Genomic DNA, 13,224 nt, shown 5'->3' with positions numbered 1-13,224 from the left:
CCGGGTTATCAGCACGATGCAATATTGGAACCTGCATGGAGGTCTTCCGACAACGCGCGCAGGTTGTCGGGTGACGGCGGCTACTCGCCGTCCGTCAGCAAAGCAGCATTGCCACCCGCGGCCGCGGTGTTGATCGAGACCGTCTGTTCCAGTGCGAAGCGTGGCAGATAATGCGGGCCGCCGGCTTTGGGGCCGGTGCCGGAAAGCCCGGAGCCGCCGAACGGCTGCACGCCCACCACGGCGCCGATGATGTTGCGGTTCACATAGACGTTGCCGGCCGGCAGCCGCGCGATCACGCGCGCGATCGTGTCGTCGATCCGCGATTGCACGCCGAGCGTGAGCGCGTAGCCGGTTGCGGCGATCTCGTCGAGGAGGTCGCCAAACTGCGCCGCCTTGTAGCGCACCACATGCAGGATCGGGCCGAACACTTCCTCGGTCAGTTGTGACGCGTGGCTGAGTTCGAAGATGTGCGGCGCTACGAAGTTGCCGCTGGTCGGCGCGATGCCGGCGAAATGCAGCCGGGCCTCGCGTGTCATCGTGACGATATGCGCATCGAGCCGGGTCTTGGCCTCGGCGTCGATCACCGGTCCGACATGCGTTGCCGGATCGCGCGGATCGCCGATTTTCAGTTCGCGCGCCGCACCGGCGATCATCGCGATGACACGGTCGGCAATGTCGTCCTGCACGCACAGCAGCCGCAGCGCCGAGCAACGCTGCCCGGCGGAGCGGAACGCGGAAGCGATCACGTCGTCGGCGACCTGCTCGGGCAGCGCGGTAGCGTCGACGATCATGGCGTTGATGCCTCCGGTTTCGGCAATCAGCGGCACGATCGGGCCGTCCTTGGCGGCGAGCGTGCGATTGATCGCGCGCGCCACTTCGGTCGATCCGGTGAAGACGACACCGGCGACGTCGGCTTGCTCGACCAGCACCGCGCCGATGCGGCCGTCGCCCTGCACCAGATGCAGCGCCGCGCGCGGCACGCCGGCTTCGTGCAGCAGGCGAACCGCAACATCGGCGATCGCCGGCGTCTGCTCGGCGGGCTTGGCCACCACCGCATTGCCGGCCATCAACGCTGCGGTGATCTGGCCGAGGAAGATCGCCAACGGAAAGTTCCACGGGCTGATCGCGATGAACACGCCGCGCCCCCGCAACGTCAGCGTGTTGCACTCGCCGGTCGGGCCGGGCAGGACGGCGGGCTCGCCGAACAGCCGGCGGCCTTCGCTCGCGTAGTAGCGGCAATAGTCGATCGCTTCGCGCAGTTCCGCCACGCAGTCGTCGAGGGTCTTGCCAGCTTCGTCCTGCAGCAGCGCGATCAGTTCGGCGCGGCGCTGGTCCAATAGATCGCCGGCGCGCTGCAGGATCGCGGCGCGGTGATCGGCGGAAGTCCGACTCCACGCTTCGAAGCCTTTGCACGCTTTGCCGACCGCGGTAGCGGCCTGCGCCGGCGTAGCGGACGCGATCGACGGCAGTGGCCGTCGCGCGCTGTCGATTTCGCCAAGCAGCGCGGCGAGCGCCGCACGATTGCCGAATTCGATTCCGCGGGAGTTGATCCGCTGCGGTTGGTACAGATCGCGCGGCAGCGGGATCGCCGGGTTGCGTGCATCCTCGGGGCGGCCGATCTGCGTAGCAGGTCGCGTGAGCAGCGCCGAGATCGGCACGTTGTCGTCGCCCGCCTGCGCCACGAACGACGAGTTGGCGCCGTTCTCGAGCAGCCGCCGGACCAGATAGGCCAAGAGATCGCGATGGCCGCCGACCGGGGCGTAGATCCGGCACACCGCCTGCGGATGCTCGGCGAGCAGCCGCGCGTACAGCGCTTCGCCCATGCCGTGCAGCCGCTGGAATTCGTAGCCGCCGCTACCGTCGGCGAGCTCCAGAATGGTTGCGACCGTCAGCGCGTTGTGGCTGGCGAATTGCGGAAACAGCCGCGGCCGCAGCGACAGCAGCTTGCCGGCGCAGAACAGGTAGTTGAGATCGGTCATCGGCTTCCTGGTGAACACCGGGTAGTCCGCAAGACCGCGTTCCTGCGCGCGTTTGATCTCGGTGTCCCAATAGGCTCCTTTCACCAGCCGCAGCATCACGCGGCGGTTGCGTGCATGGGCCAATTCGGCGACGTGATCGATCACCGCGGCAGCGCGCTTCTGATACGCCTGCACGGCGAGGCCGTAGCCCTCCCAGCCCGCGAGCGATGGATCGGCGAAGCAGGCGGCAAACACCTCGAGTGACAGTTCGAGCCGGTCGGCTTCTTCGGCGTCGACCGTGAAGGCGAGATCGTGGCCCCTGGCGAGCCGCGCCAGCTCCAGCAGCCGCGGCGTCAGCTCACGCATCACGCGGTCGCGGCTGATCGCCTCGAACCGCGGATGCAGCGCCGACAGCTTCACCGAGATGCCCGGCCGCGCCGGCAGCGCGGCGTTGCCGGCGCTGCGGCCGATCGCCGTGATCGCGTCGGCGTAAGACTGGAAGTAACGCTCCGCATCCTCGGCGGTGCGGGCGCCTTCGCCGAGCATGTCGTAGGAATAGCGCAAGCCTTGGCGCGGATGCGCCTGCGCGCGCCCGAGCGCGGACTGGATCGTCTCGCCGAGCACGAAGTGATAGCCAATCAGCCGCATTGCCTGCCGGGTCGCGGCGCGCACGGCCGGCGCGCCGATCCGCCTGGTCAATGCCGAGAGCGTGCCCTGCGGCGTCTCGCCGGCGTGGACCAGACGCGCCGACAGGCCGAGCGCCCAGGCCGATGCATTGACCAGCACCGCGTCGGACTTGATCTGGTGATGCGCGAAATCGCCTTGGCCGAGCTTGTCTTCGATGAAGGCGTCGGCGGTCGCCGCATCCGGAACCCGCAGCAACGCTTCGGCCAGCACCATCAAGGCCAGGCCTTCTTTGGTCGACAGTGCGAATTCGCGGAGCATCGCCTCGACGCCGCCGAAGCCGTGCTCGGCGCTGCGGATTGCGGTGATCAGTCCGGTCGCAACCGTGTCGATCTGCGCTTCGCGATCGGACGTCAGTCTGGAGGTTGGGAGCAGATCCGCCGCCAGCGCGGCGTCGTCCGGCGCGTAAGCGGCGGCGAATGCGGCAAGCGGCGGTTCTGGCGGCATGGCGTTCGGCTCCCGAAGCCGGAGACAACTGTGGACGGCATGCATCAGCGCTACCGGCAAATGCGATGCCACCCAGACTGACATATTGGCACGGTCAGGCTGTGACGCTAGCGTCGCACCGACCATAGGGAAGGCCAGGGAGCGGGTATGAAGGTGACGCGCGGCAAGTCCAACGCACGACGTTTCGGTGCGCTCGCGGCTGCGGCGCTGGCCGCCGCCTGGTTCGGCGTGCCGGCTGGCGCTGCCGAGCTCAGCTCGCAGGTGTCCTATCTTTATAGTTCGGTCTCGATCTTTCCACCGACCGCCAAGGGCATGACGGTGTGCTACGGCTTCGTCTGCCGTCGCCGCTACGAGCTGGCGTTCTCGGCCGGCGATCGCGCGGCGCTGTCGCGGATCATGGCGTCCGGCAAGGCCTCCGCTGCCGCCGAGCGTGCCGCGGTGCAGAAGGCGGTGGTATGGCTCGACCGCCGGCTCGGGCCGGTGCTTGGTACCGATAAGCGGATCGCCCGCGCGGATTTTCGTTACTTCGACGACAAGCACAATTTCGATTGCTGGGACACCACCCGCAACACCACCAGCCTGCTGCTGGTGATGCAGCAATGGGGGCTGTTCAAGTATCACAGCGTCGGCGATCCGAAGTATCGTGGCAACGTGCTGGTGCTGCAGACGCCGCACAATACTGCCGTGCTGACGGAACGTGCCACCGGTGCCCAATGGGTGGTCGACATGTGGACTCGCGGCTATGCGCAGAGCCCGGAAGTGATGCCGGTCGATCAGTGGGTCAAGCTGGACTGAGTCACTGGCGAGTCCGGCTCCGGTCCTGATCCGATCAGAACCGGAGCCTCGATCTTGGACGTCGGCAGCGCGTCAGTCACAGACGTTGAAGGTACGCCAGCGCCAGCCGTGAGGCGTCGGAACGCGGCGGGTCACGTAGCAGTTGCCGTAGCCGTAACCGACATAGCCGATGCCGATCGCCGGGCCGTGCCAGTGATGGTGGCCCCAGCCGTGGTGATGATGCTTCCATCCGCCTGCGGAGGCGGTGGTCGGCGCCAGCGCGACGGCACTCAGCGAAGCGGCGGCGAACAGTCCGAGAGCAATCTTGCGAAGCATGGTCGTTCTCCTCGAAATACGCGCGATGCGCGGTTCGTTGTTCGGTTCAAGTCTGCTTGGCCCGTCGATGGTCGATCGGACCTGCCCATCGCCCGTTCGTCGCAAGCCGTCGCGTACCGGTTCATGCCGTGCGTGCGGGTTTTGTTTCGGCAGATGGGGGACGAGGGATCGGGGCCGCGGCGCGATCCCGGCGGCTGATCAGGCCAGTGCCAGTTCGCCGTCATCCAGCGCGGCGGCGAGATCACCGGAGTGCTCGACGACGCAGACCAGCATCGGTTCGGTGCGGCCTCGGATCTCCAGCTCCAGCGTCGGCAGCGCCTGTTCGGACAATCCGGCAGTGGCGCGAAGTTCGTCCGACAGCAGAGCTTCGCAGCCGAGCGTCTTGGTCATGTCCTGCAGCCGGGATGCGACATTGACGGAGTCGCCGAGCGCGGTGAACACCATGTTGTCGCGATAGCCGATCTCGCCGACGACGACTTCGCCACTGTGAATGCCGATGCCGAACCGGATCGGGTCGGGCAGATCGTGGCCGAGAAAACTGTTGAGCTCGTCGATTGCCGCAGAGATCAGACTGGCGGCGCGGATCGCGTTGCGACAGGCGTCGCGCTTTCCTTCTGTAAGGCCGAACAGCGCCAGCATGCCGTCGCCGACGAACTGATTGGGCTGGCCGCCGCAGGCGATCACGCTGCGCGACACCGCGCCGAGAAAGCGGTTGACGATGAACACGGTGTCGAACGGCAGCCGGCTCTCGGCGAGCTTGGTCGATCCGCGCATGTCGACGAACATGCTGACCAGATAGCGCTCCTCGCCGACCCGGGCTGCGCGCAGCGCCTTCCGGGTCGCGGTGACGTTGCGCGGTGGAAACACCGGCACGAAGCTGATGTCGCGGTCCGGCCTGAGCTGGCAGGCGAGACGGATCGACGGATCGTCCCCGGTGCCGATCGAGGCGAGCACGAAGGCTTCGCGCGGCGACGGCGGCGGCAGCGTGGCTGGATCGTCGAGCACGCGGATGCGACAGGTCGAACAACGCGCCCGGCCGCCGCAGGCCGACGCATGAGGAATGTTGTGGCGCTGCGTCGCCTCCAGCACCGTGAGCCCTCTGGGCACCCGGATGCTGCGGTCGCCGTCATAGGTCAGGCGGATCATGCCGCCGCGCCGCTCGATGATCGCGCGCACCGCGCGGGCAGTCAGCGCCACGCCGATCAAGCCGAGATAGAACATCAGGAAGCCGTTGCCGATCGCGTCGAGGGTCTGCTGTTGCTCCGGCGTACCGAGATTGGCTGGCGCGAGATTATCGGCCTGCCATTGCGCCGAGGCGGCCTCGCGCGCCACGTCGCGACCGCCCTGATAGAAGCCGAGCACCGCCAGCGTCGGGATTAGAACGGCGGCGGCGAGCAGCCACGGCATCGCGCGGCGGAACGCCGGCTTGATCCGCAGCCAGAGGTAGAGACCGATGCAGCCGTGGGTCCAGGCGATCAGCATCACCGCCACCATCAGCCAGGCCCGATAGGACGGCGCGAGGACGAAGTAATTGTACAGCACCTGCGGATACAGCCGGTCCTGATCGTACAGCGCGTTGCCGAGCCGCATGACGATGACGTGGCTGTAGATCAGCAACGGGACCGACAGGCCGAGCAAAAGCTGCAACGGCTCCAGTGTCTTCCAGCGGAACTGACGGCGCTGATACAGCGTCCACAACCCCAGCCCGGCGTGTACCGTCACCGAGCCGTAGAACAGGATCGCCACCGGCAGGAACTGCCAGATCGCAAGGTGCCACATCACCCCGGCGTGCAATGCCTCCGGCGAGATGATGCCGAGCGCGTGGTTGAGGAAGTGGCTGAGCAGGTAGGTGAACATCACCAGCCCGCAGAACATTCGGATTTGCCGAACGCCGATGCGGCGAAGCCAGGCTTTCAGACCTTTGGGTTTGGCTTTCCGAGTCTTGGACGAGCCGGCTGGGGCAGGGGACTGCTTCATCGATCAGTTGTCGAAGGAATAGCGGCCAGCGTCAACACGCTGTGCCCCCAGCAAGTGCATTGCCTAACGTCTGCCCCGGTTGCCAGAGCGCCACTACTCGTCCTTTTCCCGCTTTTTCATCAGGTCCTTCACCAGATCGCCGAGCTGCGGGCGGGGCAGGGCGTCGAATGGCAGCGGGCGGGTGAGGTCGATGGCGGCGAGGCCGAGACGCGCGGTGAGCATGCCGTTGACGACGCCTTCGCCGAGTTTGGCCGACAGCCGCGAGGCGAGGCCGTGGCCAAGTACCGATTGCATCACGCTGTCGCTGAGCGCGATCCCGCCGGTGATGGCAAGGTGCGACACCGTCTGTCGCATCAGCTTGAACATGCCGAGCGCGCCGGGGCGGCCGCCGTAAAGCCGCGCCAGCTGGCCGATCAGCCGGGTCGCGGCGATCGCCACAAACAGCACGTCGATCAGCGCCTTCGGGCTGATCGCGGTGACCAGCGACACCCGCTGGGCGGCCTTCGAGATCATCACTCTGGCTTCGAGGTCGAGCGGCGTCATCAGTTCGCGCTCGGCGAGCCGGATCAGATCGGCGCCGTCGATGATGTCGTCGACGTGCTTCTGCAGCGTGGCGCGGCCGTGCGCAAGCTGCGGATTGGGATGTTCGAACTTCAGTAGCTCGCGGATGATGGCGCGGGCCTCGGCGCTGTTGTCGGTCTCCAGCACCCGCGCGGCGCGGGCGTGGAGCTGTTCGATCCGCGCCAGCCGGATCAGCCCGAACGCCTCGCGGCCGATGATGATCGCCAGCGAGCCGCCGGCCAGGATCGCCAGCACCATGCCGATGGTGCCGAGCGTCTGGCTCTGCGCGAACAGATCCTCGACCAGCTTGCTGAGCCAAAGCCAGAACGCCAGCGAGACGAGACCGGTCGCGGCGCTCCAGAACAGCGTGCCCCAGCGAAAGCCCTTCTTCGGGTTGATGATGCTCTTCGGCGCTTTCGGCGCCGAGATCGGCGGCTCGGCCTCGCGGGCGAGTTCGACCCGGGCGCGCGGCGGCGGAGGCGGCGGCGCAGCGCCGGCCGCAGCCGCGGCAGGCCTAGCGTCCGCTTTCGCCGATTTGGCCGAATAGCTGCCGCCGCCGTCGTCGGAATCGATCAGCATCACGCTCGGGTCGGTGAGCTTGAAGGTCGCCGGCCGGCGAGGAGGAACCCGCTCGGTCATTGCAGTCGGTCTCCGATCAGGAACTGAAGCGCCCGGTCGAGGCGGATGTGAGGCAGCGCCGGACCGTCCGGGTCATGGCCGTCGAGTCGCGGCGGGCGGAACCGCAGGAAGCGGAAGTCGGCCTCCTGGTGCGAGCCGGCGGCCAGCCCGCGGAACGTATCCTCGCCGCGGAACAGGCCCTGCAGATTGGTCGGCAGATCGCCCGGGAAGGTGGCGACCTCGGTCTCGCCGTCGAACACCTCGCCCTCGGCCATTTCGCCGGCGATCGGGGTGCCGACGATCGATGGCAGCCGGTCGCGTCCGCGCTGCACCTGCGCCTCGCGGGTGGCGCGCACCGCGGCCATCGCCACCACATCGACCTTGGCGCCGGCGTATTCGGCCCGCAGCATCGCCTGCTCGACTAATTTGCGGAGGATCGCTTCGAGCCGGTCGTGGCTGGAGTGGTGCAGGTGGTCGGCCTTGGTGGCTGCGAACAGGATGCGGTCGATCCTCGGCCGGAACACCGAGCTGAGCAGCGTCGAGCGGCCGACCCGGAAGCATTCGAGGATGCCGGTCAGCGCGGCTTCGAGATCCTGCAGCGCCTCGGGACCGGCGTTGAACGCCGACAATGCGTCCGCCAGCACGATCTGGCGGTCGAGCCGGGCGAAGTGATCGCGGAAGAACGGCCGGACCACCGCGTCCTTGTAGGCCTCGAACCGCCGCCGCATCATCGCCCACAGCGAGCCGTCCGGCGCAGTGCCGCCGTCCGGCACGTCGAGCGGCGCGAAGGTCAGCGCCGGCGAACCGGCGAGGTTGCCGGGCATCAGGAAGCGGCCCGGCGGCAGCAGGCTCATCGCGAACTGTTCGTTGCGGCAGGCGCGCAAGTAAGCGGTGAACAGTCGTGCCGCCTGCAACGTCGCCTGCTCGTTCTCGCGGCCCTTCGGATCCAGCGTTGCGAGATGCGCGTGCCATTCCCGCGCCACCCGGGCCCGCGGATCCTGCCGTGACAGGGCGAGACTCTCGGACGCCCAGCGCTCGTAGCTCTTGGTCAGCAGCGGCAGATCGAGCAGCCATTCGCCCGGATAGTCGACGATATCGAGCGTCAGCGTCTGCTCGGAGCCGTTCTTGCGCTGATAGTCGATCACCAGCCGCAACTCGCTGATGTCCACCGTCGAGCTCGGCCATTGCCGCTGCTCGATCAGCGTGGCGAGAAAATTCTCGTAGGCGAAGCGCGGCACCGCGTCGTCCGGCTGCGGCGCCAGCCGCGCCGTGGCGATCCGGCCGGTCGACATCGATTCAAAGATCGGAAACCGGCCGCCGCGGCACAACCCGTGGACGAGCGCGGTGATGAATACCGTCTTGCCGGCGCGCGACAGACCGGTGACGCCGAGCCGGATGGTGGGATTGAACAGGTTCTCGCCGTAGTCCTTGAGCGCCCGCGCCGACAGCCACGCATCTTCGATCAGATTGGAAAAATTGAAGGCCATGCGCGCCAAGGTTCAATCGTCAGAGTTGCCGGCGAAACTAACCGGAAACCGCCGATTCGTGCGACAATCCGACCTGCGATGCCGGTCTTGGCTTTGCCGCCTTTCCGGCGGAAAATTCGCGCATGATCGCACGGTGGCGGTGGCCGAGCGTGCCGCCTTGCGTGTATCGCATTGCCACACCACGTCATGAATGCGCCAGATCAATTCAGATAAGCTGTCCGCCAAAGGGATGCCTGCTCCGCAATGACGATCTTCCGCCTCAAGCAAATCGTGTCGCATGCCAGGATCGACGCCAAGGGCGCCGTGCACTGGAACTATGATCGCGCCGAACTGATCGCCGATGGCGTGGTGCATGTGCTGGGCCTCGTCGCCGGTTTGATCGCCGCCACCGCGCTGGTCACGCTGACCGGCGTGTTCGCGTCCACGCCGACGATCGTTTCGGTATCGGTATATGTTGTCGGGCTGCTGGCGATGCTCGGCCTGTCGGCCGCGTACAACCTCTGGCCGGTGTCCCCGCGCAAATGGCTGCTGCGGCGGTTCGACCATTCGGCGATCTACATTCTGATCGCCGCAACGTACACACCGATCATCAGCCAGATCAAGGATCAGATGTTCGGTCTGGCGCTGCTCGCCGGCGTCTGGGGCGTCGCTGTTGTCGGGATCCTGCTCAAGCTGTTCAAGCCCGGCAAATTCGACAAGTTGTCAGTCGGGCTGTACCTCGCGCTCGGTTGGAGCGGCATTATCGCCTATGACCAAGTGGTCGAGACGCTGCCGACCACGGCAATGTGGTTCCTGGCGATCGGCGGTCTGCTGTACACGCTCGGTGTGATCTTCCACGCGTGGCGGCGGCTGCGGTTCCAGAACGCGATCTGGCACGCCTTCGTGCTGGTCGCCGCCGGCTGCCATTACGTCGCGGTGATGGATCTGGTGCTGGCGTAGCGGTCGCCCGCCCTTTCCGATATGAACGCCTCCGCCAACAACAAGCGGGGGAAACAACCATGCAGATCGCGGGCAAAGTCGTCGTCGTCACCGGCGGCGGCAATGGAATCGGGCAGGCGCTGTGCGAGGCTTTTTGCAAGGCAGGCGCCGCCAAGGTCGTGGTCGCCGACCTCGATCAGGCCCGCGCCGAAGCGGTCGCCGCATCGATCGGCGGCGCGGCTTTCAAATGCGACGTCGCCAGCGAGGCCGACATCAAGCACGTGATCGAGGAGACCGAGCGTCAGTTCGGGCCGATCGATCTGTTCTGCTCCAATGCCGGGATCGGCGGCGGCTTCGATCCGGTGGCGGAGAACGCCGGCGGTTCTTCCGACGAGCCGTTCATGAAGAGCTGGATGGTTCATGTGATGGCGCATGTCTACGCCGCACGGCATCTAGTGCCGCGCTACAGGGCGCGCGGCGGCGGTTACTTCCTCAACACGATTTCGGCGGCGGGTCTGCTGTCGCAGGTCGGCAGCCCGGCCTATTCGGCGACCAAGCACGGTGCGGTCGGCTTCGCCGAAAGCCTCGCGATCGCCCACAAGGCGCACAACATCCGGGTCTCGATCCTGTGCCCGCAGGGCGTCGACACCAACATGCTGCGCTCGATCCCGAAGGGGCCGCAATCCGCCGACGGTGACCTCTCTGCCGAGCAGGTGGCCAAGGATGCCCTGCAGGGCATCGAGCAGGAGACCTTCCTGATCCTGCCCCACCCGCAGGTGATCGACTACATGCGCAAGAAGACCGAGAACTACGACCGCTGGATCGGCGGCATGGCCAAGATCCAGGCCAAGCTGCGCGAGACTTTCGGCGCCAAGGCGTAGCTTCAGCCTCGCGCGCCTGGCGCTGCCCCGCGCGTGGGGCGCCGGTGCGCTTCAATATGTCGCACTCGATCTCCGGGGCCGGATCGGCCGTCATGCGTTCGGATCAAGTGCGATCGTATTCTGCGGCTCGTCGGCCGCTTCTTTGCACGCTAGCGCACTGTTTTATCGGTGCTTTTCATCTCGGCAGCCAACGGAGATCTTGATGACTGATCATCCCCATCGTCGACCAAGCCTTGTGTCGCGCAGCCTCGCGGCGATCGTTCTTACCGGCATCTATTGCTTCAGCTTTGCCGGCGCGGCGGCGGTGGTGTCCGGCGTAACAAGCACGGAAGCGCACGCCCAGCGCGGGCGTGGACGCGGCAGAGGCTATCGTGGCCGGGGCCGCGGACGCGGCTGGCAACGCGGCCGGGGACGTGGGCGCGGTCATTACGGCCGCCGCTGCGTCGTCAACGCCGCCGGCGTTCGGATCTGCCTGTAACCGTCAGGCCGCCCGCACGATCTCGCGGACGTGGTCGAGCGTTTGCTCGATCATGTCCGCGCTGACGTCGAGATGGGTGCAGGCGCGGATCCGTCCGTCCATCATCGCCAGCACCACGCCGCGCTGGCGGAGCTGCCCGACCATCTCAGCGCCCGAGACGCCGGCGCCGTCCGGCCTGAAGAACACCAGATTGGTCTGCGGCGTCTGCACCTCGATGCCGTCGATCTGCGCCAGCCCGGAGGCGAGACGACGCGCGTTGGCATGATCGTCGGCGAGGCGATCGACCTGATGATCGAGTGCGTATAGGCAGGCCGCGGCGATGATGCCGGACTGCCGCATCGAACCACCGAGCCGCTGCTTCCAGCGCCACACTTCGTCGATGAAGTCGCGCGGGCCGGCCAGCACGGCGCCGACCGGCGCACCGAGTCCCTTGCTGAAATCGATCCACGCCGAATCCCAGCCCGCCGTCATGTCCTTGGCGCTGAGACCGGTGGCCACCACGGCATTCATCAGGCGTGCGCCGTCGATATGCGTCCACAGTCCGGCGGCCTTGCCGGCGGCGGCGACCGCGTCCAGCGTCGCCTGCGGCCAGATCGTGCCGCCGCCGATATTGGCGGTCTGTTCGGCGCTGACCATGACTTGCGGCGGTTCGTAGCGCGTCTTCGGATGCAGCGCGGCGCGGAATGCGTCGAGCGAGAACTGGCCGTCGTCGCCATCCAGGCCGGTGATCTGAAAGCCGCCGAGCGCGGCGTGCGCGCCGCCTTCGCGGGACAGGATATGGGCGGTGCGATGCGCGATGATCTCGTCGCCGGGCCGGCAGGTCGCCAGCGTCGCGGTGACGTTGCACATCGTCCCCGAGGGGAGAAACACCGCGGCCTGTTTGCCGAGCAGCGCCGCGACGCGCTCCTGCAGCAGGTTGGTGGTCGGATCGTCGCCGGTCTGCTCGTCGCCGACCTCGGCACGCGCCATCGCCTCGCGCATCGCCGGCGTCGGCCGCGTCTGGGTATCCGACAACAGATTGATCCGCACCGGCGGTGCGTTCGGATCGGGCGGGGAAGGGATGTAGGCCATGCCCAAGGCTAACACGACGCGCGCGGAGTGAAAGGTATTTGCTCGGACACGATCAGGTCAGCGCGATGTGATCTCTACGATCGCCACACACACGTCATTCCGGGGCGCTCACGAAGTGAGCGAGCCCGGAATCTCGCAGTGAACGGATGCGGCCTTTGCCACACACCAGCTGAACTAACCTTCGCAACATCCTCGAGATTCCGGGTTCGCGCTTCGCGCGCCCGGAATGACAAAGCCGAGGTTCGAATGCGCCGCGCAAACAAAAAGGCCCCGGCGAACCGGGGCCTCGATGCATCGAACTGAGCAGCAATCAGTGCGAAGAAAACTGTGCGACGAAATCAGCGCGAATAGAATTCGACGATCAGGTGCGGCTCCATCTGCACCGCGAACGGCACGTCGGACAGAGCCGGGATGCGCGCGAACTTCGCGGTCATCTTGTTGTGGTCGACCTCGATGTAGTCCGGCACGTCGCGCTCGCCGAGCTGGCTGGCTTCGAGCACGAAGGCGAGCTGCTTGGAGGCTTCCTTGACCTCGATCACGTCGCCGACCCGCACCTTGTAGCTCGGGATGTTGACGCGCTTGCCGTTGACCCGGATGTGGCCGTGGTTGATGAACTGGCGCGCCGCGAACATCGTGGCGACGAACTTGGCGCGGTACACCACCGCGTCGAGGCGGCGCTCGAGCAGGCCGATCAGGTTCTCGCCCGAGTCGCCCTTCAGACGGGTCGCCTCGACGTAGATGGCGTGGAACTGACGCTCGGAAATGTTGGCGTAGTAGCCCTTCAGCTTCTGCTTGGCGCGGAGCTGGACGCCGAAGTCGGACAGCTTGCCCTTGCGGCGCTGGCCGTGCTGGCCGGGGCCGTATTCGCGGCGGTTGACCGGGCTCTTCGGGCGGCCCCAGATGTTCTGGCCCATCCGGCGGTCGATTTTATACTTGGCTTCAGCGCGCTTTGTCATCGCGTCCTCTGTGGTTGGAGTTATGAGGAAACGCGCCCTCCTGTGCATGGGGAAAATCCCCTGCCGACAGGTCCGTCC

11 protein-coding genes are annotated in these 13,224 nt (G+C 66.7%); 4 read left to right on the top strand and 7 right to left on the bottom strand.

Annotated features, from left to right (window positions below; all coding sequences use genetic code 11):
* Positions 1-80 precede the first annotated feature (80 nt).
* A complete protein-coding gene (putA, locus tag DNX69_RS03585) occupies positions 81-3,089 on the bottom strand; it encodes a bifunctional proline dehydrogenase/L-glutamate gamma-semialdehyde dehydrogenase PutA (protein WP_110784629.1) in 3,009 nt (1,002 codons plus the stop codon).
* Between the two features lie 147 nt (positions 3,090-3,236).
* Between putA and DNX69_RS03580 the strand changes: the two genes are divergently transcribed.
* A complete protein-coding gene (locus tag DNX69_RS03580) occupies positions 3,237-3,884 on the top strand; it encodes a hypothetical protein (RefSeq protein WP_110784628.1) in 648 nt (215 codons plus the stop codon).
* Between the two features lie 72 nt (positions 3,885-3,956).
* On the opposite strand, the gene DNX69_RS03575 is transcribed toward DNX69_RS03580, so the two are convergent.
* The 4 genes from DNX69_RS03575 to DNX69_RS03560 form a co-directional block, all read right to left on the bottom strand.
* Positions 3,957-4,199, bottom strand: coding sequence for a hypothetical protein (locus DNX69_RS03575; RefSeq protein WP_110784627.1), 243 nt, complete (start codon positions 4,197-4,199; stop codon positions 3,957-3,959).
* A gap of 198 nt (positions 4,200-4,397) precedes the next feature.
* Complete coding sequence (locus DNX69_RS03570) at positions 4,398-6,176, bottom strand: adenylate/guanylate cyclase domain-containing protein (RefSeq protein WP_110784626.1); 1,779 nt, start codon at positions 6,174-6,176, stop codon at positions 4,398-4,400.
* A 93-nt stretch (positions 6,177-6,269) separates the two neighbouring features.
* Positions 6,270-7,376 (bottom strand): YcjF family protein, encoded by a 1,107-nt coding sequence (locus DNX69_RS03565; protein ID WP_110784625.1) that lies wholly within the window; start codon positions 7,374-7,376, stop codon positions 6,270-6,272.
* Positions 7,373-8,842: a YcjX family protein gene (locus DNX69_RS03560; RefSeq protein WP_110784624.1), complete on the bottom strand. Its 1,470-nt coding sequence runs from the start codon at positions 8,840-8,842 to the stop codon at positions 7,373-7,375. Before DNX69_RS03560 ends, DNX69_RS03565 begins: the two co-directional genes overlap by 4 nt.
* Before the next feature lie 243 nt (positions 8,843-9,085).
* Here DNX69_RS03560 and trhA point away from each other — a divergent pair, with 243 nt between their 5' ends.
* From trhA to DNX69_RS03545, 3 genes are all read left to right on the top strand, one after another.
* Entirely contained in the window at positions 9,086-9,781 is a 696-nt protein-coding gene (trhA, locus tag DNX69_RS03555; protein WP_110784623.1) for a PAQR family membrane homeostasis protein TrhA, read from the top strand.
* A gap of 59 nt (positions 9,782-9,840) precedes the next feature.
* Positions 9,841-10,641 carry an SDR family oxidoreductase gene (locus tag DNX69_RS03550; protein WP_110784622.1) on the top strand — a complete coding sequence of 267 codons (801 nt, stop codon included), beginning with the start codon at positions 9,841-9,843 and terminating at the stop codon, positions 10,639-10,641.
* Between the two features lie 202 nt (positions 10,642-10,843).
* Entirely contained in the window at positions 10,844-11,119 is a 276-nt protein-coding gene (locus tag DNX69_RS03545; RefSeq protein WP_110784621.1) for a hypothetical protein, read from the top strand.
* A gap of 3 nt (positions 11,120-11,122) precedes the next feature.
* Here DNX69_RS03545 and DNX69_RS03540 read toward each other — a convergent pair whose 3' ends face one another.
* The gene (locus tag DNX69_RS03540; protein WP_110784620.1) at positions 11,123-12,190 is read right to left on the bottom strand and encodes a threonine aldolase family protein; all 1,068 of its coding nucleotides are present in this window, start codon (positions 12,188-12,190) and stop codon (positions 11,123-11,125) included.
* A 338-nt stretch (positions 12,191-12,528) separates the two neighbouring features.
* Entirely contained in the window at positions 12,529-13,146 is a 618-nt protein-coding gene (gene rpsD, locus DNX69_RS03535) for a 30S ribosomal protein S4 (RefSeq protein WP_110784619.1), read from the bottom strand.
* Positions 13,147-13,224: the final 78 nt, after the last annotated feature.

The organism is Rhodopseudomonas palustris, from assembly GCF_003226555.1.
Classification (GTDB): Bacteria; Pseudomonadota; Alphaproteobacteria; order Rhizobiales; family Xanthobacteraceae; genus Rhodopseudomonas; species Rhodopseudomonas palustris_I.
Note: the sequence above shows the minus strand (reverse complement) of the source record. Positions and strands in the feature narration are given on the sequence as shown.